Source organism: Pseudomonas sp. OST1909 (assembly GCF_015277575.1).
In the GTDB taxonomy this organism is placed as follows: Bacteria; Pseudomonadota; Gammaproteobacteria; order Pseudomonadales; family Pseudomonadaceae; genus Aquipseudomonas; species Aquipseudomonas synxantha_A.
In genome coordinates, this window is the sequence record NZ_CP063780.1 from 5,855,078 (window position 1) to 5,881,968 (window position 26,891).

23 protein-coding genes, 6 tRNA genes and 3 rRNA genes are annotated in these 26,891 nt (G+C 56.0%); 10 read left to right on the forward strand and 22 right to left on the reverse strand.

Annotated features, from left to right (window positions below; all coding sequences use genetic code 11):
* Positions 1 to 36: 36 nt before the first annotated feature.
* The 15 genes from nusG to tyrS form a co-directional block, all read right to left on the reverse strand.
* On the reverse strand, positions 37 to 570 hold the full coding sequence (nusG, locus tag IH404_RS25595; RefSeq protein WP_003176436.1) for a transcription termination/antitermination protein NusG: 534 nt from the start codon (positions 568 to 570) through the stop codon (positions 37 to 39).
* Positions 571 to 579: 9 nt separating this feature from the next.
* Positions 580 to 948: a preprotein translocase subunit SecE gene (gene secE / locus IH404_RS25600; protein ID WP_005791990.1), complete on the reverse strand. Its 369-nt coding sequence runs from the start codon at positions 946 to 948 to the stop codon at positions 580 to 582.
* A gap of 45 nt (positions 949 to 993) precedes the next feature.
* A tRNA-Trp gene (locus IH404_RS25605) sits at positions 994 to 1,069 on the reverse strand.
* Positions 1,070 to 1,232: 163 nt separating this feature from the next.
* A tRNA-Thr gene (locus IH404_RS25610) sits at positions 1,233 to 1,308 on the reverse strand.
* 26 nt (positions 1,309 to 1,334) lie between these two features.
* Positions 1,335 to 1,408, reverse strand: a tRNA-Gly gene (locus IH404_RS25615).
* Positions 1,409 to 1,432: 24 nt separating this feature from the next.
* Positions 1,433 to 1,517: transfer RNA gene (locus IH404_RS25620), tRNA-Tyr, on the reverse strand.
* A 142-nt stretch (positions 1,518 to 1,659) separates the two neighbouring features.
* On the reverse strand, positions 1,660 to 2,106 hold the full coding sequence (locus tag IH404_RS25625; protein WP_005791992.1) for a hypothetical protein: 447 nt from the start codon (positions 2,104 to 2,106) through the stop codon (positions 1,660 to 1,662).
* Positions 2,107 to 2,113: 7 nt separating this feature from the next.
* The gene (locus tag IH404_RS25630; protein ID WP_005791994.1) at positions 2,114 to 2,863 is read right to left on the reverse strand and encodes a pantothenate kinase; all 750 of its coding nucleotides are present in this window, start codon (positions 2,861 to 2,863) and stop codon (positions 2,114 to 2,116) included.
* Positions 2,853 to 3,812, reverse strand: coding sequence for a bifunctional biotin--[acetyl-CoA-carboxylase] ligase/biotin operon repressor BirA (birA, locus tag IH404_RS25635; protein WP_005791996.1), 960 nt, complete (start codon positions 3,810 to 3,812; stop codon positions 2,853 to 2,855). The genes IH404_RS25630 and birA overlap by 11 nt, the downstream gene beginning before the upstream one ends.
* Before the next feature lie 166 nt (positions 3,813 to 3,978).
* Positions 3,979 to 4,094, reverse strand: a 5S ribosomal RNA gene (gene rrf / locus IH404_RS25640).
* A 157-nt stretch (positions 4,095 to 4,251) separates the two neighbouring features.
* Positions 4,252 to 7,143, reverse strand: a 23S ribosomal RNA gene (locus IH404_RS25645).
* A gap of 247 nt (positions 7,144 to 7,390) precedes the next feature.
* A tRNA-Ala gene (locus IH404_RS25650) sits at positions 7,391 to 7,466 on the reverse strand.
* 30 nt (positions 7,467 to 7,496) lie between these two features.
* Positions 7,497 to 7,573, reverse strand: a tRNA-Ile gene (locus IH404_RS25655).
* Between the two features lie 160 nt (positions 7,574 to 7,733).
* A 16S ribosomal RNA gene (locus IH404_RS25660) occupies positions 7,734 to 9,270 on the reverse strand.
* The 16S, 23S and 5S rRNA genes sit together here with 2 tRNA genes alongside, the layout of an rRNA operon.
* Before the next feature lie 496 nt (positions 9,271 to 9,766).
* On the reverse strand, positions 9,767 to 10,966 hold the full coding sequence (gene tyrS / locus IH404_RS25665; protein ID WP_194439374.1) for a tyrosine--tRNA ligase: 1,200 nt from the start codon (positions 10,964 to 10,966) through the stop codon (positions 9,767 to 9,769).
* Between the two features lie 208 nt (positions 10,967 to 11,174).
* Here tyrS and IH404_RS25670 point away from each other — a divergent pair, with 208 nt between their 5' ends.
* Both IH404_RS25670 and IH404_RS25675 read left to right on the forward strand, forming a co-directional pair.
* On the forward strand, positions 11,175 to 12,587 hold the full coding sequence (locus tag IH404_RS25670; RefSeq protein WP_005792000.1) for a peptidoglycan DD-metalloendopeptidase family protein: 1,413 nt from the start codon (positions 11,175 to 11,177) through the stop codon (positions 12,585 to 12,587).
* Positions 12,588 to 12,590: 3 nt separating this feature from the next.
* Complete coding sequence (locus IH404_RS25675) at positions 12,591 to 13,682, forward strand: anhydro-N-acetylmuramic acid kinase (RefSeq protein WP_032879209.1); 1,092 nt, start codon at positions 12,591 to 12,593, stop codon at positions 13,680 to 13,682.
* 69 nt (positions 13,683 to 13,751) lie between these two features.
* Here IH404_RS25675 and erpA read toward each other — a convergent pair whose 3' ends face one another.
* Both erpA and argC read right to left on the reverse strand, forming a co-directional pair.
* Complete coding sequence (erpA, locus tag IH404_RS25680; RefSeq protein ID WP_003176443.1) at positions 13,752 to 14,102, reverse strand: iron-sulfur cluster insertion protein ErpA; 351 nt, start codon at positions 14,100 to 14,102, stop codon at positions 13,752 to 13,754.
* 164 nt (positions 14,103 to 14,266) lie between these two features.
* Positions 14,267 to 15,301 carry an N-acetyl-gamma-glutamyl-phosphate reductase gene (gene argC, locus IH404_RS25685; protein WP_122736018.1) on the reverse strand — a complete coding sequence of 345 codons (1,035 nt, stop codon included), beginning with the start codon at positions 15,299 to 15,301 and terminating at the stop codon, positions 14,267 to 14,269.
* Between the two features lie 134 nt (positions 15,302 to 15,435).
* Here argC and hemJ point away from each other — a divergent pair, with 134 nt between their 5' ends.
* From hemJ to coq7, 6 genes are all read left to right on the forward strand, one after another.
* Positions 15,436 to 15,864 (forward strand): protoporphyrinogen oxidase HemJ, encoded by a 429-nt coding sequence (gene hemJ, locus IH404_RS25690; protein ID WP_005792007.1) that lies wholly within the window; start codon positions 15,436 to 15,438, stop codon positions 15,862 to 15,864.
* 25 nt (positions 15,865 to 15,889) lie between these two features.
* Positions 15,890 to 16,852: a nitronate monooxygenase family protein gene (locus IH404_RS25695; RefSeq protein WP_005792009.1), complete on the forward strand. Its 963-nt coding sequence runs from the start codon at positions 15,890 to 15,892 to the stop codon at positions 16,850 to 16,852.
* A gap of 68 nt (positions 16,853 to 16,920) precedes the next feature.
* The gene (locus tag IH404_RS25700) at positions 16,921 to 17,883 is read left to right on the forward strand and encodes a DUF805 domain-containing protein (protein WP_005792011.1); all 963 of its coding nucleotides are present in this window, start codon (positions 16,921 to 16,923) and stop codon (positions 17,881 to 17,883) included.
* 63 nt (positions 17,884 to 17,946) lie between these two features.
* A complete protein-coding gene (locus IH404_RS25705) occupies positions 17,947 to 18,735 on the forward strand; it encodes an SDR family oxidoreductase (protein ID WP_005792013.1) in 789 nt (262 codons plus the stop codon).
* Positions 18,736 to 18,780: 45 nt separating this feature from the next.
* Positions 18,781 to 19,119, forward strand: a complete 339-nt coding sequence (locus IH404_RS25710; protein ID WP_005792015.1) for a histidine triad nucleotide-binding protein — start codon at positions 18,781 to 18,783, stop codon at positions 19,117 to 19,119.
* A gap of 85 nt (positions 19,120 to 19,204) precedes the next feature.
* On the forward strand, positions 19,205 to 19,852 hold the full coding sequence (coq7, locus tag IH404_RS25715; protein ID WP_005792017.1) for a 2-polyprenyl-3-methyl-6-methoxy-1,4-benzoquinone monooxygenase: 648 nt from the start codon (positions 19,205 to 19,207) through the stop codon (positions 19,850 to 19,852).
* Positions 19,853 to 19,901: 49 nt separating this feature from the next.
* Here coq7 and IH404_RS25720 read toward each other — a convergent pair whose 3' ends face one another.
* Positions 19,902 to 20,324 (reverse strand): OsmC family protein, encoded by a 423-nt coding sequence (locus IH404_RS25720; protein ID WP_005792019.1) that lies wholly within the window; start codon positions 20,322 to 20,324, stop codon positions 19,902 to 19,904.
* 246 nt (positions 20,325 to 20,570) lie between these two features.
* Here IH404_RS25720 and crp point away from each other — a divergent pair, with 246 nt between their 5' ends.
* On the forward strand, positions 20,571 to 21,215 hold the full coding sequence (gene crp / locus IH404_RS25725; RefSeq protein ID WP_005792020.1) for a cAMP-activated global transcriptional regulator CRP: 645 nt from the start codon (positions 20,571 to 20,573) through the stop codon (positions 21,213 to 21,215).
* On the opposite strand, the gene IH404_RS25730 is transcribed toward crp, so the two are convergent.
* The 4 genes from IH404_RS25730 to IH404_RS25745 form a co-directional block, all read right to left on the reverse strand.
* Positions 21,212 to 21,907 carry a lipoate--protein ligase family protein gene (locus IH404_RS25730; protein ID WP_194439376.1) on the reverse strand — a complete coding sequence of 232 codons (696 nt, stop codon included), beginning with the start codon at positions 21,905 to 21,907 and terminating at the stop codon, positions 21,212 to 21,214. The genes crp and IH404_RS25730 overlap by 4 nt on opposite strands.
* Positions 21,908 to 21,990: 83 nt before the next feature.
* Positions 21,991 to 22,827: an indole-3-glycerol phosphate synthase TrpC gene (trpC, locus tag IH404_RS25735; RefSeq protein ID WP_122736012.1), complete on the reverse strand. Its 837-nt coding sequence runs from the start codon at positions 22,825 to 22,827 to the stop codon at positions 21,991 to 21,993.
* Positions 22,824 to 23,873 carry an anthranilate phosphoribosyltransferase gene (gene trpD, locus IH404_RS25740; protein ID WP_003194694.1) on the reverse strand — a complete coding sequence of 350 codons (1,050 nt, stop codon included), beginning with the start codon at positions 23,871 to 23,873 and terminating at the stop codon, positions 22,824 to 22,826. The genes trpC and trpD overlap by 4 nt, the downstream gene beginning before the upstream one ends.
* 9 nt (positions 23,874 to 23,882) lie before the next feature.
* Positions 23,883 to 24,476: an aminodeoxychorismate/anthranilate synthase component II gene (locus IH404_RS25745; protein WP_005792025.1), complete on the reverse strand. Its 594-nt coding sequence runs from the start codon at positions 24,474 to 24,476 to the stop codon at positions 23,883 to 23,885.
* A gap of 410 nt (positions 24,477 to 24,886) precedes the next feature.
* On the opposite strand from IH404_RS25745, the gene estP reads away from it, so the two are divergent.
* The gene (estP, locus tag IH404_RS25750) at positions 24,887 to 26,809 is read left to right on the forward strand and encodes an esterase EstP (protein ID WP_194439379.1); all 1,923 of its coding nucleotides are present in this window, start codon (positions 24,887 to 24,889) and stop codon (positions 26,807 to 26,809) included.
* Positions 26,810 to 26,891 lie beyond the last annotated feature (82 nt).

A 26,891-nucleotide genomic window follows, 5' to 3' on the forward strand; every position in this document is an offset into this window, starting at 1 on the left:
ACAGCCTAAGGCTGCGGGGTTGGGATGCTTTTTCAGCTAGACCTTCTCGACCTGGCTGAACTCCAACTCTACCGGAGTAGAGCGACCGAAAATGAGCACTGCCACTTGGATCCGGCTCTTTTCGTAGTTAACTTCTTCGACGGTGCCATTGAAATCAGCGAACGGACCATCTGTAACACGAACAACCTCACCCGGCTCGAACAATGTCTTCGGCTTGGGTTTGTCGCTACCGTCAGCAACACGACGCAGAATTGCTTCTGCCTCCTTGTCAGTGATCGGAGCAGGCTTATCAGCAGTACCGCCAATGAAACCCATGACACGAGGAGTGTCCTTGACCAAGTGCCAAGTACCTTCATTCATGTCCATCTGTACCAGCACGTAGCCAGGGAAGAACTTGCGCTCACTCTTGCGCTTCTGGCCATTCCGCATTTCAACCACTTCTTCAGTGGGAACCAGAATTTCGCCGAAGCCATCTTCCATGCCTGCCAGCTTTACGCGCTCCAGCAAAGAGCGCATAACATGCTTCTCGTAACCCGAGTAAGCATGCACAACGTACCAACGCTTAGCCACGGGACACCCTTAGCCAACAATCAAGGAAACAAGCCAGCCGAGCAGGGAATCGAGCCCCCACAACAGCAACGCCATAACCAGAACAACAGCCACAACAATCAATGTGGTCTGCGTGGTTTCTTGGCGAGTCGGCCAAACGACTTTACGAATTTCGGTGCGAGCTTCCTTCACCAGGACCGCGAAAGACTTGCCTTTGGCAGTCTGCAGGCCTACAAAGGCAGCTACAGCAGCGAGGGCGAGCAATGCGAGGACACGGTACAGGATCGGCGAAGCAGAATAGTACTGATTGCCAACAACGCCTACGACCACCAAGGCGACTACAGCGAGCCACTTGAACAGATCGAAACGAGAGCTTTGAGCTTCAGCCTTAGGAGTCATCTATGAAGATCCTGTGAAAAGAAAGCCAGACACACCACGTGAATCTGGCAGGTCAGGAGGGAATCGAACCCCCAACCTACGGTTTTGGAGACCGTCGCTCTGCCAATTGAGCTACTGACCTAAAACAAAATCAGGCCGACCATTATGCAGGCCTGAAAAAGACTTTACAACAACCAACCCCAACAGACTTGAAATCACCTGACAATCTCAGCCAGACATAACACGATACAAGCCGAGGCAGCTGTTAAAACAAAGGCAGATATTTTCATATCTGCCTTGTTATATGGAGCTCTTGAGCGGATTTGAACCGCTGACCTCACCCTTACCAAGGGTGTGCTCTACCAACTGAGCTACAAGAGCAAAACACCTTGCACAACCTGCAAACTTGGAGCGGGTAGCGGGAATCGAACCCGCATCATCAGCTTGGAAGGCTGAGGTTCTACCACTAAACTATACCCGCGGAGCTTGCAGCTCACGCTAAAAATGGTGGAGGGGGAAGGATTCGAACCTTCGAAGTCGTAGACGTCAGATTTACAGTCTGATCCCTTTGGCCGCTCGGGAACCCCTCCTAAGCGAGCCGGCATTCTACATCACGCCGGCCTTCTGTCAAGCATTTTCTCATTAAAAATATGAGGTTAGCTGCGTTGACCTTCGATTCGCGCTGAAGCCCTTAAAGGTCTTCACTGCGAAGCGGGCGCCATTCTATGCAAACTATTCGAGAGTTGCAATGCCTTCGCACAGCATTATTTTATGTTTTAACTCATTGAATTCATTAGCAAGGCTTTCAAAGGGCAGATCGTCAGCCAAGCGCCTACTCTCAGGGGCTACTCGCAACCAGTAACCCGAGGCTTCAGGCGCGCTCAACAATTGAAGCCTGACCCTTATGTCCAAGCTTGTCAGCCGCTGCTCGAGAGAGAGCGCCTGGTGACGATCCGAGAAACCACCAATGTACAGACAGGTGCTTTGTGCATCAGCCCCCCTTGCTCGATCACGCCGCGCCACCGTGTCGGCAGACTCACTCAGGAGCCGAATATCTTGCTGCGTTCCACGATAGAGACTCAACGGTGTGACGTCCTTGGCACGCAATGGCGCTTCTTGCTGATGCCAGACGTAGTAGAAAACATTGAGGACAAGTAAAAGCAAAAACAGCCAGCGCATAATCACCTCAAGACAAAGGACACGCCATTGCCAAACCAACAAACACAAGGTCCGGGACCAAACAAGCCTGAGGCGCAGCATCCCTCACCAGGTCGGCATCCCCACCCGTCAGGAAGACAGTGAAATCCTCGCCCCAATAGCCTCGCGCCAATTCAAGCTGGGTCAACACGAACCCTCTTAGCATAAGCGTACAACCGCGCTCGACAGCCTCTACGGTCGTCCGCCCAGGAGAGAGACGCTCAAGAGCTCTCTCAGCCGCGGCATCGTCATAACGTATCTTGCGCGTATGGGTTCGCAACTGATTGCGCATAAGTGGCAAGCCCGGGCAAATAAACCCACCCAAGTGCTCACCATCCACATCAATAAAGTCTGCGGTCGCCGCCGTACCAAAATCGAGCACTACGCATGCGCCGGACGCTAACTTATATGCCCCCAGCATCGCCAACCAACGATCCAGCCCAAGCCGCTCGAACTCTTCGTAGCCATTGCGCACACCGGCCATTTGTCGCGCGGAACCCGCACAGGAAACGGTAACGCCAAATGCCTTCACCAACGCCGCTACCAGCTTGTCGGTTTCCTCAAGCGCTCGAACACTCACTAACCGACAACGCGTGAGCAGAAGGCCAGGAAGCGCTATCAGGCTCTCAATCAACGCATTATCCGAACCCACCACGCCTTCGGCGGAGACACTTGCATCACTCGCCTCAAGCACGCGCCACTTTATGAAGCTGTTCCCACAGTCGAGCTCAAGAATCATCACGCAACCTCAGGCTTAACTCACCACCGCTGTATATTTTCTCGACGCCATCGACATTCAAGCGCAACGCGCCCTGATGATCCACGCCCAACACCACCCCATCAATCTGGGTAACACCCGCAACGAGAGACACAGGCTTGCCCTGCCACAAGTGATGCCGCTCCCACTCATCTTGCAGCCCGGCAAAACCGGCAGTCTTATGTCGATCCAGATAGCCTTGCAACTGCATCCCCAGACGCGCCACCAATTGGTTGCGATCAATAGCAGAACCGGTCTCGAGCTGAATTGAAGTCCATTGCTGATCCACATCATCGGCTTTCTGCATATTCACATTGATGCCTATCCCTAGGACAACGTGACAGATATCCGCAGGATCCCCCACCAGCTCCAGCAAGATGCCAGAAATTTTCTTGCTCCCGACCAAGACGTCGTTTGGCCATTTCAAAGCCGCGCCCTGTACACCGGTCTCACGCAACGCCTGCATAACGGCTAAGCCAACTACGAGACTCAACCCCTCCAACTGTCGCAGACCACCTTCAATGCGCAGCACGAGGCTGTAGTAGACATTTTGCGCAAACGGACTGACCCATTTTCGACCACGCCTTCCCCTACCAGCCGTCTGCTGCTCCGCCAGTACGACAAAGGGGGCTGCGCACCCTGAGTCAACAAGACGCAAAGCTTCGGCGTTAGTGGAGTCGATGGAATCGAAAATATGAACTGGCCAGGTTAAAGAGGCCGTATTCAGGGAAATTTGCTCTGCACTCAAGAACACCAACGGCGCAGCCAATTGATACCCACGACCTCGGACCTTATGAATGGGCAGCCCTAACTCTGCCTCAAGATGCTGAAGCTGCTTCCACACAGCGCTGCGACTGACGCCCAGGGCGGCGCCAAGCGCTTCTCCAGAATGGAATCGACCGTCTTTCAGTAGTTTCAACAACATCAGCATGCAAATATCGCCTCACAATGAGGCACGCATAATAGCCATGCGTAAGGTCATTGCATAGAAACGCCGGGCGTTTGCACCCAGGACATGAGCGGTGGTTTTTTAGTTTTTTCGACCGCCCAAAACAAAACCCCTGTTTGCGTTAGCAAACAGGGGTTTCGGAATTTAATCTTGACGATGACCTACTCTCACATGGGGAAACCCCACACTACCATCGGCGATGCATCGTTTCACTGCTGAGTTCGGGATGGGATCAGGTGGTTCCAATGCTCTATGGTCGTCAAGAAATTCGGGTACTGAGTCGCGACCAGTTGGTCTCGCTTCAGCAAATTGGGTATGTGACAGCTTTCGGTGTTTTGTGAGCGTCGAACTTTCGGTTCATCTTCGTCTTCACACACCGCAATCTGATGCTCTTTCGAGAAACAAATTGCTTGGGTGTTATATGGTCAAGCCTCACGGGCAATTAGTATTGGTTAGCTCAACGCCTCACAGCGCTTACACACCCAACCTATCAACGTCGTAGTCTTCGACGGCCCTTCAGGGAACTCAAGGTTCCAGTGAGATCTCATCTTGAGGCTAGTTTCCCGCTTAGATGCTTTCAGCGGTTATCTATTCCGAACATAGCTACCCGGCAATGCCACTGGCGTGACAACCGGAACACCAGAGGTTCGTCCACTCCGGTCCTCTCGTACTAGGAGCAGCCCCTCTCAAATCTCAAACGTCCACGGCAGATAGGGACCGAACTGTCTCACGACGTTCTAAACCCAGCTCGCGTACCACTTTAAATGGCGAACAGCCATACCCTTGGGACCGGCTTCAGCCCCAGGATGTGATGAGCCGACATCGAGGTGCCAAACACCGCCGTCGATATGAACTCTTGGGCGGTATCAGCCTGTTATCCCCGGAGTACCTTTTATCCGTTGAGCGATGGCCCTTCCATACAGAACCACCGGATCACTAAGACCTACTTTCGTACCTGCTCGACGTGTCTGTCTCGCAGTCAAGCGCGCTTTTGCCTTTATACTCTACGACCGATTTCCGACCGGTCTGAGCGCACCTTCGTACTCCTCCGTTACTCTTTAGGAGGAGACCGCCCCAGTCAAACTACCCACCATACACTGTCCTCGATCCGGATAACGGACCTGAGTTAGAACCTCAAAGTTGCCAGGGTGGTATTTCAAGGTTGGCTCCACGCAGACTGGCGTCCACGCTTCAAAGCCTCCCACCTATCCTACACAAGCAAATTCAAAGTCCAGTGCAAAGCTATAGTAAAGGTTCACGGGGTCTTTCCGTCTAGCCGCGGATACACTGCATCTTCACAGCGATTTCAATTTCACTGAGTCTCGGGTGGAGACAGCGCCGCCATCGTTACGCCATTCGTGCAGGTCGGAACTTACCCGACAAGGAATTTCGCTACCTTAGGACCGTTATAGTTACGGCCGCCGTTTACCGGGGCTTCGATCAAGAGCTTCGCGTTAGCTAACCCCATCAATTAACCTTCCGGCACCGGGCAGGCGTCACACCCTATACGTCCACTTTCGTGTTTGCAGAGTGCTGTGTTTTTAATAAACAGTCGCAGCGGCCTGGTATCTTCGACCGGCATGAGCTTACGGAGCAAGTCCTTCACCCTCACCGGCGCACCTTCTCCCGAAGTTACGGTGCCATTTTGCCTAGTTCCTTCACCCGAGTTCTCTCAAGCGCCTTGGTATTCTCTACCCAACCACCTGTGTCGGTTTGGGGTACGGTTCCTGGTTACCTGAAGCTTAGAAGCTTTTCTTGGAAGCATGGCATCAACCACTTCGTTAACTAAAAGTTAACTCGTCATCAGCTCTCGGCCTTAGAATCCCGGATTTACCTAAGATTCCAGCCTACCACCTTAAACTTGGACAACCAACGCCAAGCTGGCCTAGCCTTCTCCGTCCCTCCATCGCAATAACCAGAAGTACAGGAATATTAACCTGTTTTCCATCGACTACGCTTTTCAGCCTCGCCTTAGGGACCGACTAACCCTGCGTCGATTAACGTTGCGCAGGAAACCTTGGTCTTTCGGCGTGGGTGTTTTTCACACCCATTGTCGTTACTCATGTCAGCATTCGCACTTCTGATACCTCCAGCAAGCTTCTCAACTCACCTTCACAGGCTTACAGAACGCTCCTCTACCGCATCACTTACGTGATACCCGTAGCTTCGGTGTATGGTTTGAGCCCCGTTACATCTTCCGCGCAGGCCGACTCGACTAGTGAGCTATTACGCTTTCTTTAAAGGGTGGCTGCTTCTAAGCCAACCTCCTAGCTGTCTAAGCCTTCCCACATCGTTTCCCACTTAACCATAACTTTGGGACCTTAGCTGACGGTCTGGGTTGTTTCCCTTTTCACGACGGACGTTAGCACCCGCCGTGTGTCTCCCATGCTCGGCACTTGTAGGTATTCGGAGTTTGCATCGGTTTGGTAAGTCGGGATGACCCCCTAGCCGAAACAGTGCTCTACCCCCTACAGTGATACATGAGGCGCTACCTAAATAGCTTTCGAGGAGAACCAGCTATCTCCGAGCTTGATTAGCCTTTCACTCCGATCCACAGGTCATCCGCTAACTTTTCAACGGTAGTCGGTTCGGTCCTCCAGTTAGTGTTACCCAACCTTCAACCTGCCCATGGATAGATCGCCCGGTTTCGGGTCTATTCCCAGCGACTAGACGCCCTATTAAGACTCGCTTTCGCTACGCCTCCCCTATTCGGTTAAGCTCGCCACTGAAAATAAGTCGCTGACCCATTATACAAAAGGTACGCAGTCACCCAACAAAGTGGGCTCCCACTGCTTGTACGCATACGGTTTCAGGATCTATTTCACTCCCCTCTCCGGGGTTCTTTTCGCCTTTCCCTCACGGTACTAGTTCACTATCGGTCAGTCAGTAGTATTTAGCCTTGGAGGATGGTCCCCCCATATTCAGACAAAGTTTCTCGTGCTCCGTCCTACTCGATTTCATGACTAAGAGATTTTCGCGTACAGGGCTATCACCCACTATGGCCGCACTTTCCAGAGCGTTCCGCTAATCTCAAAGCCACTTAAGGGCTAGTCCCCGTTCGCTCGCCACTACTAAGGGAATCTCGGTTGATTTCTTTTCCTCAGGGTACTTAGATGTTTCAGTTCCCCTGGTTCGCCTCTTGCACCTATGTATTCAGTACAAGATAACCATCTTATGATGGCTGGGTTCCCCCATTCAGACATCTCCGGATCAAAGTCTGTTTGCCGACTCCCCGAAGCTTTTCGCAGGCTACCACGTCTTTCATCGCCTCTGACTGCCAAGGCATCCACCGTATGCGCTTCTTCACTTGACCATATAACCCCAAGCAATCTGGTTATACTGTGAAGACAACATTCGCCGAAAATTCGAATTTCTCGATTAAGAGAACTCACAAATTTTACCTTAGCCTGATCCGTTACCAGTGAAAGTAACGTTCAGTCTATCTTTCTATCACATACCCAAATTTTTAAAGAACGAACTAGTCAAAGACTAGAAATCAACATTCACCATCACAACGATGGAATGCTCATTTCTAAGCTTTATACAAACAGAAGCAGTAGTGGTGGAGCCAAACGGGATCGAACCGTTGACCTCCTGCGTGCAAGGCAGGCGCTCTCCCAGCTGAGCTATGGCCCCGTATTTCTACAGGCGTTTCCCACACAAAATTGGTGGGTCTGGGCAGATTCGAACTGCCGACCTCACCCTTATCAGGGGTGCGCTCTAACCAACTGAGCTACAGACCCAATTTCGAGCTGCTAAGGCCGACCTCACCCTGCTCTTTACCACAGAGCATGGGGTGCGCTCTAACCAACTAAGCTACAACCCTTTAGGCTGCTTCTTTCGTCTTCTTCAATGAATCAAGCAATTCGTGTGGGAACTTATGGAGCAGCTGATGTCGTCGATTAAGGAGGTGATCCAGCCGCAGGTTCCCCTACGGCTACCTTGTTACGACTTCACCCCAGTCATGAATCACACCGTGGTAACCGTCCTCCCGAAGGTTAGACTAGCTACTTCTGGTGCAACCCACTCCCATGGTGTGACGGGCGGTGTGTACAAGGCCCGGGAACGTATTCACCGCGACATTCTGATTCGCGATTACTAGCGATTCCGACTTCACGCAGTCGAGTTGCAGACTGCGATCCGGACTACGATCGGTTTTGTGGGATTAGCTCCACCTCGCGGCTTGGCAACCCTCTGTACCGACCATTGTAGCACGTGTGTAGCCCAGGCCGTAAGGGCCATGATGACTTGACGTCATCCCCACCTTCCTCCGGTTTGTCACCGGCAGTCTCCTTAGAGTGCCCACCATGACGTGCTGGTAACTAAGGACAAGGGTTGCGCTCGTTACGGGACTTAACCCAACATCTCACGACACGAGCTGACGACAGCCATGCAGCACCTGTCTCAATGTTCCCGAAGGCACCAATCCATCTCTGGAAAGTTCATTGGATGTCAAGGCCTGGTAAGGTTCTTCGCGTTGCTTCGAATTAAACCACATGCTCCACCGCTTGTGCGGGCCCCCGTCAATTCATTTGAGTTTTAACCTTGCGGCCGTACTCCCCAGGCGGTCAACTTAATGCGTTAGCTGCGCCACTAAAAGCTCAAGGCTTCCAACGGCTAGTTGACATCGTTTACGGCGTGGACTACCAGGGTATCTAATCCTGTTTGCTCCCCACGCTTTCGCACCTCAGTGTCAGTATTAGTCCAGGTGGTCGCCTTCGCCACTGGTGTTCCTTCCTATATCTACGCATTTCACCGCTACACAGGAAATTCCACCACCCTCTACCATACTCTAGTCAGTCAGTTTTGAATGCAGTTCCCAGGTTGAGCCCGGGGATTTCACATCCAACTTAACAAACCACCTACGCGCGCTTTACGCCCAGTAATTCCGATTAACGCTTGCACCCTCTGTATTACCGCGGCTGCTGGCACAGAGTTAGCCGGTGCTTATTCTGTCGGTAACGTCAAAATTGCAGAGTATTAATCTACAACCCTTCCTCCCAACTTAAAGTGCTTTACAATCCGAAGACCTTCTTCACACACGCGGCATGGCTGGATCAGGCTTTCGCCCATTGTCCAATATTCCCCACTGCTGCCTCCCGTAGGAGTCTGGACCGTGTCTCAGTTCCAGTGTGACTGATCATCCTCTCAGACCAGTTACGGATCGTCGCCTTGGTGAGCCATTACCCCACCAACTAGCTAATCCGACCTAGGCTCATCTGATAGCGCAAGGCCCGAAGGTCCCCTGCTTTCTCCCGTAGGACGTATGCGGTATTAGCGTCCGTTTCCGAACGTTATCCCCCACTACCAGGCAGATTCCTAGGCATTACTCACCCGTCCGCCGCTCTCAAGAGAAGCAAGCTTCTCTCTACCGCTCGACTTGCATGTGTTAGGCCTGCCGCCAGCGTTCAATCTGAGCCATGATCAAACTCTTCAGTTCAAACATCTTTGGGTTTTTAAGAAACCCTAAACTTGGCTCAGCAATCGTTGGTTACATCTTTGATTTCTCGCGGAGTAACTTGTGATGCTGATAATCTTGTTGACTATCAGTCTGACCCCACAAGCACCCACACGAATTGCTTGATTCAGTTGTTAAAGAGCGGTTGGTTAAGATCTTTCGTCTCAACCGAGGCGCGCATTCTACAGCAGCCTCATTTGCTGTCAAGTGATTATTTTCAGAAGCTTTCGAAGATTTCTTCAACAACTTCAACCACTTGCGCTTAAGATCTCTCCGAAGCGGGATGCGAATTCTACAGCGTTACACGCTGCTGTCAACACCTCTTTTTCAACTTCCTTTTGGCTTCGATGAACTGAAGCAACTTGCTGTCGAAAACTGCGTAACTCATTGTTTACCAAGGAGTTTTCCGTTTCGACTGCGCCGGAAGTGGGGCGAATTATAGACAGATATAATTCGCCGTCAACATCTATTTTCAGACTTATTCGGATTTGAGCGTAATTCGCGCGAACGCCTTCTTGCCCGCCTGACAAACGTGCGTGGCGCCCAGCTCATATATAAATGTGCGATCAACCACTTCACCATCTATACGTACACCACCCGACCCCAAGAGATCACGAGCGACCGCCGAGTTCTTCACCAAGCCCGCCTTATTAAGGACAGCCGCAATCGGCATAGCCTCGGCAGCGGTCAGTTCAATCTCCGGCAGATCATCCGGCAGCTCACCATCCTTCATACGGTTACCAGCGGCACGATGCGCACTGGCAGCAGCCTCTTCGCCATGGAAGCGCGCGACAATCTCCTCAGCCAGCTTGATCTTCACATCACGCGGATTGGCGCCCGCCTCTACGTCCGCACGCAACGCATTGATTTCGTCCATCGAGCGGAAGCTCAACAGCTCGAAGTAACGCCACATCAGCGCATCAGGAATGGAAACCAGCTTGCCGTACATTACGCCCGGCGCCTCCTGGATACCAACATAGTTACCCAGGGACTTGGACATCTTCTTGACGCCATCCAATCCTTCCAGCAACGGCATAGTCAGAATGCACTGAGCCTCCTGACCGTATGCGCGCTGCAACTCACGCCCCATCAGCAGGTTGAACTTCTGATCGGTACCACCCAATTCAACATCCGCACGCAGCGCCACCGAGTCATACCCCTGGACCAATGGGTAGAGGAACTCATGAATCGCGATCGGCTGATTAGTGGAGTAGCGCTTGTCGAAGTCATCGCGCTCGAGCATACGTGCCACGGTGTACTGGGAGGTCAGGCGAATAAAGTCTGCCGGCCCCATCTTGTCCATCCAGGTGGAGTTGAATGCCACCTCGGTCTTGGCCGGATCAAGGATCTTGAACACTTGGGTCTTGTAGGTCTCGGCATTATCGAGAACCTGCTCGCGAGTCAGCGGCGGGCGCGTAGTACTTTTGCCGCTGGGATCACCGATCATTCCCGTGAAGTCACCGATAAGAAAGATGACTTGATGGCCCAACTCCTGGAACTGACGCAGCTTATTAATAAGCACGGTATGACCCAGGTGCAGATCCGGCGCAGTCGGATCAAAGCCAGCCTTGATACGCAGGGGCTGGCCACGCTTAAGCTTTTCGATCAGCTCAGCTTCAACCAACAGTTCTTCCGCACCACGTTTTATCAGCGCTAGCTGCTCTTCAACCGACTTCATAACAGACCCGCAAGGCTCAGATTCAAAAGGGAACCAACCATACAAGATCAGGGACTAATTACAAGTTTTGCCCTGCGCACGGACACCATTCAGCGAGCCCAACATTCGCGAGCTTGCGCCACAGATGATTTGGTTATATTTTATACAGTTATTTCATCTTCATCATGTCATTCATCTTTTCCATTTCATCTTCAAAGTCAAATTACCTATGACCACTGAACCGTCTAAAGCGCCGCCGCTTTACCCGAAGACCCACCTGCTCGCCGCAAGTGGTATCGCCGCCCTTCTCAGCCTGGCACTGCTGGTATTCCCTTCCAGTGACGTAGAAGCCAAACGAACATCCCTGAGCCTTGATCTGGAAAGCCCAGTTGAACAACTGACACAAGATCAAGACGCTTCCGACGCCCAACAAGCCACAAACACTGCAACTGAATCACCTTTCGCACAGATCGAAAGCGCTCCCGAAGACACCCAGCAAGCCGCCCAGGAAGCACCTGCGGCAGCTGCCGCAAAGAATCCCCAGCATCGCGAAGTCATCGTGGGCAAAGGCGACACGCTATCCACCCTGTTCGAAAAGGTTGGGCTGCCTGCCACCGCTGTCAATGAAGTGCTGGCCAGTGATAAGCAAGCCAAGCAATTCACCCAGCTCAAACGCGGCCAGAAGCTTGAATTTGAACTGACGCCAGACGGCCAGTTGAACAACCTGCACACTAGCCTCAGCGACCTGGAAAGCATCAGCCTGAGCAAAGGTGCTAAAGGCTTCGCCTTCAACCGCATCACCACCAAGCCGGTTATGCGCTCCGCCTACGTACACGGGGTGATCAACAGCTCCTTGTCACAATCGGCTGCCCGCGCCGGCCTGTCCCACAGCATGACCATGGACATGGCCAGCGTATTTGGCTATGACATCGACTTCGCTCAGGACATCCGCCAGGGCGACGAATTCGATGTGATCTACGAACAGAAAGTGGCCAACGGCAAAGTGGTGGGCACTGGCAACATTCTTTCTGCGCGCTTCACCAACCGCGGCAAAACCTACACAGCCGTTCGCTACACAAACAAACAAGGCAATAGCAGCTATTACACGGCCGACGGCAATAGCATGCGCAAGGCCTTCATCCGTACGCCCGTGGACTTCGCCCGTATTAGCTCGCGTTTCTCCATGGGCCGCAAGCATCCAATTCTGAACAAAATTCGCGCACACAAGGGTGTGGACTATGCCGCTCCGCGTGGCACGCCCATCAAGGCGGCGGGCGACGGCAAGGTACTGCTGGCGGGGCGCCGGGGTGGTTACGGCAATACGGTGATCATCCAGCACGGCAACACTTACCGTACGCTATACGGCCACATGCAAGGGTTCGCCAAGGGCGTCAAAACCGGCGGCAACGTGAAGCAAGGTCAAGTGATCGGCTACATCGGCACCACCGGCCTGTCCACCGGACCGCACTTGCATTATGAGTTCCAGGTCAACGGCGTACACGTCGACCCCCTGGGTCAAAAACTGCCAATGGCCGATCCGATCGCCAAGGCCGAACGCGCACGCTTCATGCAACAGAGCCAGCCGTTGATGGCACGGATGGATCAAGAGCGCTCTACCTTGCTGGCTTCGGCGAAGCGTTAAGGTATGCCGCTCTATATCGGTGTGATGTCCGGAACCAGCCTTGATGGACTGGATATCGCCCTTATCGAACAAGGTGCGGCGATCAAGCTGATCGCCACGCACTACATCCCGATGCCAGACACCTTGCGGGCTGAACTGCTGAGCCTGTGCGCCAGCGGCCCGGATGAAATCGCCCGCTCGGCAATCGCCCAGCAACAGTGGGTAACACTCGCCGCACAAGGCATCCGGGCCTTGCTGGAGCAAAACCGCTTCAAGCCTCAGGACATCCGCGCAATTGGCAGCCATGGGCAAACGATCCGCCATGAACCCGCTCGAAGCTTTACCGTGCAGATCGGCAACCCTGCCCTGCTCACCGAGCTGACAGGGATCAGCGTAGTCAGCGACTTCCGCAGCCGTGATGTTGCCGCCGGAGGCCAGGGAGCCCCTCTGGTTCCAGCGTTTCATGAAGCTCTGTTTGGCGAGCACACTGGCAATCGCGCAGTGCTGAATATCGGCGGGTTCAGCAACCTCAGCCTCATCGAGGCGAATAAGCCTGTAGCGGGTTTCGACTGCGGTCCCGGGAATGTTCTTCTGGATGCGTGGATTCACCACCAGCGCGGTGAACACTTCGACCGCGACGGGCAATGGGCCGCCAGCGGCAAGGTTCAGCCTCAACTACTCAACGCATTGCTCAGCGACCCGTTCTTCTTGACCAAAGGCCCCAAAAGCACAGGTCGCGAAGTGTTCAATCTGGCCTGGCTGCAACAGCACCTGAGCCCGTTGCCCGTCTTTGAGCCCGAAGACGTGCAGGCCACTCTGCTGGAGCTGACGGCCCTCACCATCGTCGAATCTCTGCAAAGCGCACAGACGAGCACTGAGACGTTACTCATCTGCGGCGGCGGCGCGCACAACACGATGCTGATGAATCGGCTGACCGCGCTATTGCCTTCTACTCACGTCAGTAGCACAGCCACTTACGGGGTAGACCCGGACTGGGTCGAAGCCATGGCCTTCGCCTGGCTGGCGCACTGCTGCCTGGAAGGCATCGCCGCCAACCGCCCTAGCGTAACCGGCGCCCGTGGGTTACGGGTGCTCGGCGCCATCTACCCGGCCTAAACTAGCTTCAGACAGCAAAACGCCGCTTGACCCATAAAAGCCAAGCGGCGTTTCTGTATCCGCTAGCGATCAGATCGAGAACGAAGATCCGCAGCCACAGGTAGTGGTGGCATTAGGGTTCTTGATCACGAAACGCGAACCTTCCAGACCTTCCTGATAATCCACCTCGGCACCAGCCAGGTATTGGAAGCTCATCGGATCCACGACCAGGCTGACGCCCTCGCGCTCGACGATGGTGTCGTCATCGGCCACATCTTCATCGAAGGTAAAACCGTACTGAAACCCTGAACAACCGCCGCCCGTAACAAATACGCGCAGCTTCAAGCGATCATTACCCTCTTCATCGACCAGGCTCTTCACCTTGTGCGCAGCACCGTGGGTGAATTGCAAAGCCGTGGGGGTGAAGGATTCAACGCTCATGCTGATAATCTCCCGGCGTAGCGCCGCCATATGCGTAATGACCGGCATTATCCGCTTCTCCTAGAAAAGCGGTCAACTATTGTTACGGTATATCAATCCGTGCAGCCGCCATAAAAACACGAAAGGCCCGATCACCGGGCCTTTTGCGTAACCACCAAACTGCGTTAAGGCAACATCCCCGCATGGGCCAGGCCCAACTTCTCATCCAGACCGAACAGGATGTTCATGTTCTGCACCGCCTGGCCCGACGCGCCTTTGACCAGGTTGTCGATCACCGACAGCACCACAACCAGGTCGCCATCCTGCGGACGATGCACGGCGATACGGCACACATTGGCACCACGCACACTACGAGTCTCCGGGTGGCTGCCCGCCGGCATCACGTCGACGAACGGCTCATTGGCATAACGCTTTTCAAACAGCGCCTGCAAGTCGACCGAGCGATCAGTGACGGTTGCATAAAGCGTGGAGTGAATCCCACGGATCATTGGCGTCAGGTGCGGCACAAAGGTCAGCCCCACATCCTTGCCCGCGGCGCGACGCAACCCCTGGCGGATTTCAGGCAAGTGGCGATGGCCTTTTACCGCATAGGCTTTCATGCTTTCCGACGTTTCGGAGTACAAAGACCCCACCGCAGCACCACGACCAGCGCCGCTGACGCCCGATTTGCAGTCGGCAATCAGGCGCGACGCATCCGCCAAGCCCGCTTCCAGCAATGGCAGGAACCCCAACTGTGTCGCCGTCGGATAGCAGCCTGGTACCGCAATCAGCCGTGCTTGCTTGATCTGCTCACGATTGACTTCCGGCAAGCCGTACACCGCCTCCTCCAACAACTGCGGCGCTCCATGAGGCTGACCGTACCACTTGGCCCACTCATCGGCGTCCTGCAGGCGGAAGTCGGCCGACAAGTCGATAACCTTGGTGCCGGCCGCCAGCAACTCACCGGCCAGTGCATGGGCGACACCGTGAGGCGTGGCGAAGAACACCACGTCGCACGCGCCCAGGGTCTTGATGTCCGGCACGCTGAACGCCAGGCCGTCATAGTGGCCTCGCAGGTTCGGGTACATATCGGCCACGGCCAGCCCAGCTTCGGATCGGGAAGTGATGACCACCACCTCAGCTTGCGGATGCTGAGCCAACAGACGCAGCAATTCGACACCGGTGTAACCCGTGCCGCCGACGATACCGACCTTGACCATAAACCTGCCCTCAACGAACCCACTGGAAAGCCGTCGATAATAGGGGCCGTATCGTCCTGCGACAACCGTCAACGTGACGTACGGGCGCATGAGCCACTACTATCTTCGCTACCGTGAACCTGGGAATAACCAAAATGCTCTATCTATGGGTCAAAGCCTTCCACATCGTCAGCATCGTCTGCTGGTTTGCCGGGCTGTTCTACCTGCCGCGCCTGTTCGTCTACCACGCCCAAAGCGAAGACAGCGTCAGCAAGGAGCGCTTCAGCGTTATGGAGCGCAAACTGTACCGCGGCATCATGGGACCGGCGATGATTGCCACACTGGTCTTCGGTATCTGGATGCTGGCGCTCAACCCCGGCATTTTCCAGTCAGGCGCGTGGATGCACGCCAAACTGACCCTGGTCGTTCTGCTCATCGGCTACCACCATATGTGTGGAGCGCAGGTAAAACGCTTCGCCCGTGGCGAAAACACCCGCAGCCATGTCTTTTATCGCTGGTTCAATGAAGTACCGGTTCTGATATTGCTGGCTATCGTAATTTTGGTCGTGGTCAAACCGTTCTAGTTTCAATTACTCGGGGGAACTTCCAATGTCGCTGCCCGCTTTACTGGAACAACATCTGCGCCTACCCGTCGTGGTGGCGCCGATGTTTCTGATTTCCAATCCGCAACTGGTCCTGGCCTGCTGTCGTAATGGCGTGGTTGGCAGCTTCCCGGCGCTCAACCAGCGTGAAAGCAGTGGTTTCAGGGCCTGGCTGGAAGAAATCGAAGCGGGCTTGGCCCAGTTGGACAACCCTGCTCCCTATGCTGTGAACCTGATCGTGCACAACAGCAACCCACGGTTGGAAGCAGACCTGGCAATCTGCGTAGAGCACAAGGTACCCATCGTCATCACCAGCCTCGGCGCGGTAAAGGAACTGGTCGATGCCGTCCACAGCTACGGCGGCCTGGTGTTTCATGACGTCACCACCCGGCGACATGCCGAGAAAGCCGCTGAGGCGGGCGTCGATGGCCTGATTGCTGTAGCCGCGGGTGCCGGTGGCCACGCTGGCACCTGGAGCCCCTTCGCTCTGATTGCCGAGATTCGCCAGTTCTTTGATAAAACCCTGCTGCTGGCCGGTTGCCTCAACCACGGCCACGAAATTCTCGCCGCCCAGTTGCTGGGCGCCGACTTGGCGTATTTCGGCACGCGCTTTATCGGTACTACCGAAAGCCACGCGCCAGATGCCTATAAAGAGATGCTGCTCACGTCGCGCGCCGCCGACATCGTGCACACTCCGGCAGTCTCCGGCGTACCTGCGAGCTTTATGCGCCAGAGCCTGGAAAATGCCGGTTTCGACCTCGCCGCGCTGCAAGGCAAAGGTGAAGTCAATTTCGGTTCCAAGCTCAAACCATTGAGCGATGAGGCCAAAGCGTGGAAAACTGTATGGTCAGCGGGCCAGGGCGTCGGTGAAATCGATGATTTACCCAGCGTCGATGAACTCGTCGCCCGCCTGGATGCCGAATACCGCAAAGCACGCGAGCATGCCGCGCAACTGCGCTGGCCACGCTGACCCACTGCACGGCCCGCCGATTGGACGGGCCTGCACACCCTCCCTGATTAAGTGACAAGGATGCCCGCATGAGCGACAGCCGTTTCAAGATTGTGTTTGACGGAGCCTTGCTTCCGGGTGTCGAAAGCACCACCGCCAAGCTGAACCTCGCCGAGCTGTTCAAGAGCGATGTCGAGGCGATCGAAAAACTCTTTACCGGCCGCCCGGTCGCGCTCAAACGCGATCTTTCCCGCCCCGATGCCGAAACCTACCTGACGGCATTGAAAAACGCCGGGGTCGACGCACGCATCGAAGCCGAACAGCCCGTGGCGTTCAGCCTCGCTGAAACCCACGAGACGAGCTCCCCTGGCTCCGACTTTTCCCGCTCCGAAGCTTCGCCTTATGCCCCGCCACGCGCAGCGGTTGGCGATGACTTGCCGGAGTTCGCCACACTCAAGGTCTTCACCATCCACGGGCGCATCGGGCGCCTGCGTTATCTGGCCTGGACACTGGCGCTGACCGTCGCGTTGCTGGTAGCCGCAGGCATCATCAGTACCGTCGGCTTCGCAGTGGCGACAGCCTCGCCAACCATAGCCATCATCCTCGGCTCGCTACTGGGTTTCGCACTGTTTGTTGCTCTGGTAGTCGTGAGCGTGCAAATCGGTGTGCAACGCTTGCACGATATGGGCTGGTCTGGCTGGCTGTACTTGCTGAACCTGGTTCCAGTGGTCAATAGCGTGTTCCCTATCCTGTTGCTGGTATTGCCGGGGAACGCGGGTGCCAACCAATACGGCGCACCGCCACCACCGAACTCTACTGCGGTGAAAATCCTGGCCTCGCTGTGGCTGGCGTTTATTCCATTGATGCTCATCATCGGCCTGACCCTGGGCATGAACGGCTACCTGGATCAACTTGAAGCCAACATGGACAGCAGCTACGAAAGCAGCTCAATCACCTCCGATGAAGGCGCCGATCAAAGCGTCATCACTGATGAAGCCGCAGAGCAAAGTGCTGACGACGCAGCCGAACCTGTAGACTCTACGCAACAGTGAAGAAACGCCCGCCTGCCTGTGACGCCACTGTCACAGGCAGGCGACGTTGCGATGGAGAAAGGCATGACCCGTTACGCTCTGATCACCGGCGCCTCCAGCGGCATCGGCCTGGCTTTGGCCGAAGCGCTGGCTCGACGCGGCCGCAGCCTGATTCTCGTGGCCCGTCAACGTGATCAGTTGGAAAGCATTGCCACCGAACTGACCCAACGCTTCGGCGTCGAGGTGTTGTTTCGTGCCTGCGACTTGGGCGAGCCGCTGCGTTTGTCCGGTTTTTTGCTGGAACTCGAAGAAGGCGAGCGGCAGATCGACCTGCTGGTCAACTGCGCAGGCATCGGTACCAGCGGGCCATTTTTGGCCCAGGACTGGATGACCGAGCAAGACCTGATCGAAGTCAACATCCTGGCGCTAACCCGTATGTGCCATGCCCTCGGCAACTCCATGGCGCTGCAAGGCGGCGGGCAGATACTCAATGTCGCTTCGATCGCTGCCTTTCAGCCAGGCCCGTGGATGAGCAGCTACTACGCCAGCAAAGCTTATGTATTGCACTTCTCCGAGGGCTTGCGCGAAGAACTGAAGACCTGCGGCATCAAGGTTTCAGTACTGTGCCCCGGCCCTACGCGCACCGCGTTCTTCGGCACTGCGCAGATGGACACCGCAAAACTCGACCGCAGCCAGCAGCTAATGAGCCCGGAGGAAGTCGCGCTCTACACCGTACGCGCGCTGGAAAAGAACAAAGCCATCATCATTCCCGGGCGCCGCAACCGCTGGCTGGCATTCAGCCCACGTTTCAGTCCACGCTGGCTGACCCGCAAGATTGCCGGCGCCATCAACAAAGCCTATTGCCCACGCTAACCGCCTGATTACACTTACCTACACTTTCACCCTGGAGAAACAGCTGTGGATACTCTGTTCACCAAGATCATCAACCGAGAAATACCCGCCAAGATTATCTATGAAGATGATCAAGTCCTCGCCTTCCACGATATCGCCCCACAGGCGCCGGTGCATTTTCTGGTTATTCCGAAAAAGCCGATTCGTACCCTCAATGACTTGACCGAGGAAGACAAAGCCCTGGCCGGCCATATTTTGTTCACCGCCCAGCGCCTGGCCGTGGAACAGGGCTGCGAAAAAGGCTTTCGTGTGGTGATGAACTGCAATGAAGACGGTGGGCAGACTGTCTACCACATCCATATGCACGTGCTGGGTCAACGTCAGATGAACTGGCCGCCGGGTTGAGTGCCCAGGGTCAAATTGACTCAGCGCAAACGCTTCGTCCTCTCTTGCGGTAAACTGGCCGCCGAGATTCTTCCCGGAGGTCAGCATGACTACCCAACGTCACTACTCGCCGATTGACCGTCTGCTGCTGCAAGCCGATATGGCCATGCGCACGCTGTTGCCATTCAGTGGCCAACCGTACCGCCCGTCACCGGCCATCGTACAGCCCGATGCCCAGATGAGCGAAACGGACACCCGCCATGTCGCCGGCCTGATGCGCATCAACCACACCGGCGAAGTGTGTGCCCAGGCGCTGTATCAAGGCCAGGCATTGACCGCCAAATTGCCGCAGGTACGTGCAGCGATGGAGCATGCGGCCGAGGAAGAGATCGACCACCTGGCCTGGTGCGAACAACGTATCCGCCAATTGGGCAGCCACCCCAGCGTGCTGAACCCGCTGTTTTACGGTTTGTCATTTGGTATCGGTGCCGCCGCCGGTTTGATCAGCGACAAAGTCAGCCTCGGATTTGTCGCCGCGACAGAACATCAGGTATGCAAGCATCTGGATGAGCATCTTGAGCAACTGCCGGCCGAAGATGAAAAATCCCGCGCCATCCTTGAGCAGATGCGCATCGATGAAGAACACCATGCAGATAGCGCGCTGGACGCAGGCGGTTTCCGCTTTCCAGCACCGGTGCGCTTCGGCATGAGCGTTTTAGCCAAGGTCATGACCAAAAGCACCTACAGGATCTAAACCCAAAAAAGGGCGCTCGAAGCGCCCTTTCTTTTGCCAATTGCCGCAATCAGCCCAACTCGATGATTTCATAATCGTGAGTGATGGCCACACCCGCGGCACCCAGCATGATCGACGCCGAGCAATACTTCTCGGCCGACAGCTCGATGGCACGCTTGACCTGGGCTTCCTTCAACGCCCGGCCCTTGACCACGAAATGCATATGGATCTTGGTAAATACCTTGGGGTCTTCAGTGGCGCGCTCGGCTTCCAGGAAGGCTTCGCAGCTTTCCACTGCCTGGCGGGACTTCTTCAAGATGCTGACCACATCAAAATTGCTGCAACCGCCCACACCCAGCAGCAACATTTCCATCGGGCGTACACCCAGGTTACGGCCACCGGCTTCCGGCGGGCCGTCCATGACCACCACATGGCCACTGCCCGACTCACCGAGGAACATGGCTTCGCCCGCCCATTGGATGCGTGCCTTCATCGCCCAGACTCCACTGCTAAAAAAGGGTCGCCAGCTTAGCACAGGCCCTTGAAACAGCAGCGCCCCGGATAAAATCGATAAATGACTGCGTTTGCCGGTAAATTGGCTAATCGAGGCAGAATGTGTCTGGTAAGCTGGCGCCAAATCAATGGCGCATTGCCATGATTCTCACAGCCTGCATCAATGCCGATGCCGCTGGATAAAAACAACGCCACTTACACCGTGCAGTCTTTTCGGGATACAACCATGGTTGCTCTTACTCCCACACCCAAGATCAAGAACCTCGACAAGCTGTTGATGCATTGTCAGCGTCGGCGTCATCCGGCCAAGCACAACATCATCTGCGCCGGCGAGCGCTCGGAAACCCTGTTCTTCATTATCAAGGGCTCGGTCACCATCCTGATCGAAGATGAAGACGGTCGCGAAATGATCATTGCCTACCTCAACACCGGCGATTTCTTCGGAGAGCTGGGGTTGTTTGAACAAGCAGGCAAAGAACAGGAGCGTAGCGCCTGGGTCCGAACCAAAGTCGAGTGCGAAGTGGCCGAGATCAGCTATGCGAAATTTCGCGAATTGGCCCAGCATGATCCGGATATCCTGTACGCCCTGAGCGGCCAGATCGCCCAGCGCCTGCGCGACACTACGCGCAAAGTCGGCGACCTGGCGTTCTTCGATGTGACCGGTCGCGTGGCGCGTTGCCTGTTGGAGTTGTGCAAGCAACCCGATGCCATGACCCATCCCGACGGCATGCAAATCAAGGTCACCCGCCAGGAGATCGGGCGCATTGTCGGTTGTTCGAGGGAAATGGTCGGCCGCGTGCTCAAGGACTTGGAAGAGCGCAACCTGGTACACGTCAAAGGCAAGACGATGGTGGTATTCGGCACCCGTTAAACCGGCAGGAAGCTGGCCAGCATCTGACGGTACAAGGTATCGAGCCGATTGATCGCATCCGGTGCGGGAAAGGCTTCGTGCAGCGCGATATGGCTCTCGGCGCGAACCCGCTGCTCCAAGCCACAGGCTTGATTGAAGCGGTTGACCGCCGCAATCAACTCCTCACGATCGTTCTCCAGCAACATCGCCCCATGCACCAACCCGACCGGGCGGCCACCGCTTTGTCGCCAACGCTGGGCCGTGCCCACCATTTTGCGGCCATTGAGATTGACGTTGTAACGACCGTCGCAAAAGGCACCGTCAATTTCGCCGACGGATGCATCGCCGCCCAATTCAATCAATAGATCACAGATCGGTTGGCACAAGCGCTGATAACCCGTCTCGATGCGCCCGTGGTCGCCTTCGCTACGGGGCGGGGCATAGACCAGGGCGATATTGACCGTGGCGCCGGACTGCGGCACAGGCTCACCACCGGTTTCACGCAGCAATACCGGCCAACCCGCATCGGCCGAGACTTGGCTCGCCACCGCGAAGGCAGGCAGCCGGCTCAAACGGCGCGGCATGACGAGCGCTTGGTCGCTGGGCTGCCAGAACAGCAGCCCGAATTCCTGCTCTTGCGCGCAAACGGCTGCCAATAGGGCTTGCTCGGCGGCAAGGCCTGCTTCGACAGTCATGATCACGGGCTGGAGCATCGAACATCTACCTATCTGAATAAACACAAAACCCAATGTGGGAGCTGGCTTGCCTGCTCCCACAGTTTCGAGCGTATTTCACATCAATCCAATGTCGAACTGCTGATCGTCGTACCGCGCTCCGGAAAGAACAGGCGCTGCAGTTCCGCTCCCGGGTTCTCGGCGCGCATAAATGTCTCGCCCACCAGGAATGAGTAAACGCCGCTGATTTCCATCAGTTCCACATCGGCACGGTTGACGATGCCACTCTCGGTAATCACCAGGCGGTCGCGAGGAATACGCGGCAACAGATCCAGGGTATTTTCCAGGCTGACTTCAAAGGTATGCAGATTACGGTTATTGACCCCCACCAGCGGGGTGTCGAGGGTTTTCAATGCGCGCTCCAGCTCATCGCCGTCATGCACTTCAACCAACACATCCAGGCCGACGCTTTTGGCCACGGCTGCCAACTCCGCCATCTTCACGTCATCCAGCGCCGAGACGATCAGCAATACGCAGTCGGCGCCCAGAGCACGGGCTTCGACGATCTGGTACGGGTCAACCATGAAATCCTTGCGGATCACCGGCAACTTGCAGGCAGCGCGAGCTTGTTGCAGGAATAGGTCCGAACCCTGGAAGTAGTCGATATCGGTCAACACAGACAGACAAGTCGCCCCGCCCTTCTCATAGCTGACGGCGATTTCAGCTGGTACGAAGTTTTCGCGGATCACGCCTTTGCTCGGCGAGGCTTTCTTGACCTCGGCGATCACTGCCGGTTGCTTGAGCTTGGCCTGGGCGATCAGAGCATTGGCAAAGCCACGCGGCGCATCCGCGGTTTTAGCTTGCGCCTCAAGCTCAGCCAGGCTCACACGGGCGCGGCGTTCGGCCACTTCCTCGGCCTTGCGGGCCAGAATCTTTTCCAGAACGGTTGGCACACTCATCCCTCATTCTCCATCTTGAATACGGCAGTGAATGCACCCAGCTCTTCGAGCTTCTCTCGAGCCAGACCGGTGTGCAGCGCATCGTGGGCCAACGCGACACCTTCCTTAAGACTATAGGCATGGTCGGCAGCGTAAAGTGCCGCGCCAGCATTCAGAACGATCATTTCCGCAGCTTTCTGGCCGTTTTCGGTTTTGCGACGCCCCAGGGCATCGCGAATCAGTTCCAGCGAAGCCGCCGGGCTTTCCACTGCCAGGCCGTGCAAACTCTGGCTTTTCATGCCCAAGTCTTCAGGCTCGACCCAGTATTCGGTGACCTCGTCGTTTTTCAGCTCTGCAACAAAGGTCGGCGCCGCCAGGCTGAACTCGTCCAGGCCGTCTTTGGAATGCACTACCAGCACATGCTTGCTGCCCAAACGCTGCAAGACTTCGGCCAGCGGCCGGCACAATGCCTGGCTGAACACTCCCACCACCTGATGCTTCACACCGGCCGGATTCGTAAGCGGGCCAAGCATGTTGAACAGGGTACGCAGGCCAAGGTCTTTGCGCGGGCCGGCCGCGTGTTTCATGGCGCCGTGATGGGATTGGGCAAACATGAAGCCGATGCCAACGCTGTCGATACAGCGCGCGACTTGCACAGGCGTGAGGTTCAGATAGATGCCGGCCGCTTCCAGCAAGTCGGCACTGCCGCTCTTGCCGGACACCGCGCGGTTACCGTGCTTGGCAACGGTGCAACCAGCGGCGGCCACCACGAAGGATGAAGCTGTAGAGACGTTGAAAATATTCGCACCGTCACCGCCGGTGCCGACCACATCGACGACGCCGTCGAGGGTCTTGAGCTCAACCTTGTCCGCCAGCTCACGCATCACCGAGACCGCGCCGACGATTTCGTCGATGCTCTCGCTCTTCATGCGCATTGCCATCATAAAGGCGCCGATCTGCGCGTCGGTGCATTGACCGGTCATGATTTCGCGCATCACATCGCTCATTTCAGCGGTGCTCAGGTCCAGATGGCCGACGATACGGCTCAGGGCAGTCTTGATATCCATGAAAAGTCCTTAGCGCGTGCCGCCGCTCTGCTTGAGAAAGTTGGCGAACAGCTCGTAGCCCTGCTCGGTCAGGATTGATTCAGGGTGAAACTGCACCCCTTCGATGTTCAGTGTCTTGTGACGCAGGCCCATGATCTCGTCGACCGAACCGTCTTCCAACTGGGTCCAGGCGGTCAGTTCCAGGCATTCAGGCAAGGTGTCACGCTTGACCACCAGCGAGTGGTAACGGGTCACCGTCACCGGCATGTTCAGGCCTCGGAATACACCAAGGTCCTTATGGAACACCGGGCTGGTCTTGCCATGCATCACCTGACGCGCACGCACCACATCGCCGCCAAACGCCTGACCAATGGACTGGTGACCCAGGCACACGCCCAGGATCGGCAGTTTGCCGGCGAAATACTGGATGGCTTCCAGCGAGATACCCGCCTCGGTCGGCGTGCAAGGGCCAGGCGAAACCACAATGCGCTCAGGGTTCAGGGCGGCGATTTGCGCAACGGTGAGTTCATCATTGCGCACCACCTTGACGTCCGCACCCAGCTCGCCCAAGTACTGCACAACGTTGTAGGTAAAGGAATCGTAGTTATCAATCATCAGCAACATGTGGGTTCAAACCTCTTGAATTCACTGATTTCAAATGACCGCCTTCCAGGAGAGTAACCCGCTGCCAAACGCACGTTCCGGTTGCCGGGGTTGGCCGGCAAGGGGCGTCAGACACAGGGTGAAGAAGGCAGATCGGTACAGGTCCGGCCGGGCCGGCAGAGAAAAATGTCAGGCGCGCCAACGCCAACGGGCGTGTGCCTTGACTACTCGCATCAAGAGTTTGCTGATGATCAACACGGGGAGGGTCTCATTCATACGTTCAGGCACAGTAACGTAGCCTCGCCAGCGGTGCAATATGGAGCAGCAAATACGGGGCCCCGCGTAGGCGCATTCCGCATATACCTACAGAAAATGCCGGAAGTTTTGCTAGTGTTTTGTTTCCTGCATAAAAACAACCAAATGGAATTCTCATGCTCAAACCAGCGTTTTTCACACCCCTTGCCGGCTGCCTCTTGGCACTGGCCTGCACCCAAGCCTTTGCCGCCCCGACGCCTTATTCAACCATGGTGGTTTTTGGCGATAGCCTGGCCGATGCAGGCCAGTTCCCCGACGGTTCGAATGGCTCGACACTACGTTTTACCAACCGGACAGGTCCAAGCTTCCAGGGTGAGTACGGCCTGGTTTCATCAACCCTGTTGGGCACCAAACTGGGTGTGGCCCCCAACGACTTGAATGCCTCCACCTCACCGGTTCGGGCGGCCCAAGGCTTGCCAGACGGAAGCAACTGGGCGGTCGGTGGCTACCGCACCGATAACATCCTGGACTCTATTACCTCGGTTTCCAACGCCGCGATCCCACCCGGAAATCCTGGCGGTGGCACAGTATTGCGCAGTCGCCAGGGCTATCTACCGGCTAATGGCGGGCGAGCCGACCCGAACGCGCTCTACTTCCTCTCCGGTGGTGGCAATGACTTCCTTCAGGGCCGCGTGCTCAGCCCCGCGCAAGCAGTCGCCGCAGGTGGGAGACTGGCCGACAGTGCCCAAGTGCTGCAGCAAGCCGGTGCGCGTTACATCATGGTGTGGATGCTGCCCGACCTGGGGCTGACGCCAGCCATCAACGGCACCCCACAGCAGGCCGCAACCTCTGCCCTGAGCAATATTTTCAACCAATCGTTGGTACAGCGTCTGTCACAAATCGATGCCCAGGTTATTCCACTGAACATCCCGCTGCTATTGAACGAAGCCTTCGCCGATCCTGCGCGCTTCGGCCTCGCAACCGGGCAAAACCTGACCGGCACCTGCTTCAGCGGCAACAGCTGCACCGCCAACCCGGTCTATGGCATCGGCGGCACCAACCCGGACCCGACCAAGCTGGTCTACAACGACTCGGTCCACCCCACCGTAGCCGGGCAACAGTTGATCGCCGACTATGCCTATTCGCTGCTCGCAGCGCCCTGGGAGCTGACCTTGCTGCCGGAAATGGCCCAAGGCACGTTGCGCGCCCATCAGGACGAACTACGCAACCAATGGCAAGCAGACAACGGCCACTGGCAAGCCGTCGGCCAATGGCGCGCAATCGTGGCCGGTGGCGGCCAGCGCCTGGACTTCGATGATCAGAGCAGTTCAGCCAGTGGTGACGGCAGCGGCTATAACCTGAATATCGGTGGCAGCTACCGGCTTGATGACGATTGGCGTGTGGGCGTTGCAGCCGGCCTGTACCGGCAGACACTCGAAGCCGGGGCCAGCGACTCGGACTACAAGCTCAACAGCTACATGGGCACGGCATTCACGCAATATCAGCACAATCAATGGTGGGCCGACGCCGCGTTAACGGGTGGCAAGCTGGACTTCGACAGCCTCAAACGCAAGTTCGCCCTGGGCGTCAACAAAGCGTCCGAGAAAGGCGACACCGACGGCTGGCTCTGGGCCTTGAGCGCTCGCTTGGGTTACGACCTTGCTGCACCGGGTAGCGATTGGCACCTGTCACCCTTCGTCAGCGCCGATTACGCACGCGTCGAAGTGAATGGCTACTCGGAGAAAAACAGTCGCTCCACCGCACTGACCTTTGATGACCAACAACGCGACTCCAGGCGCCTGGGCGTCGGCCTGCAAGGTAGCTACCGCATCACCCCGCAAACCCAGGTATTTGGCGAAGTGGCCCACGAGCATGAGTTCGAAAATGACACCCAGAAGGTGAACATTTCGCTCAACAGTGTTCAGGGGATCGACTTCAAGCTGGACGGCTACACGCCTCGCAGCAACTCTGACCGTTTGAGCCTTGGGGTCAGCCACAAACTGACTCAGGAGCTGGCGTTGCGGGCGGCATATAACGTGAGGAAGGATGACAACCTAACCCAGCAAGGGGTCAATGTGGGGGTGAGTCTGGATTTCTAAATACCACGCAAAACAAATGTGGGAGCTGGCTTGCCTGCGATGGCGGTGGATCAGTCACTGAATATCTCGAGTGATACACCGC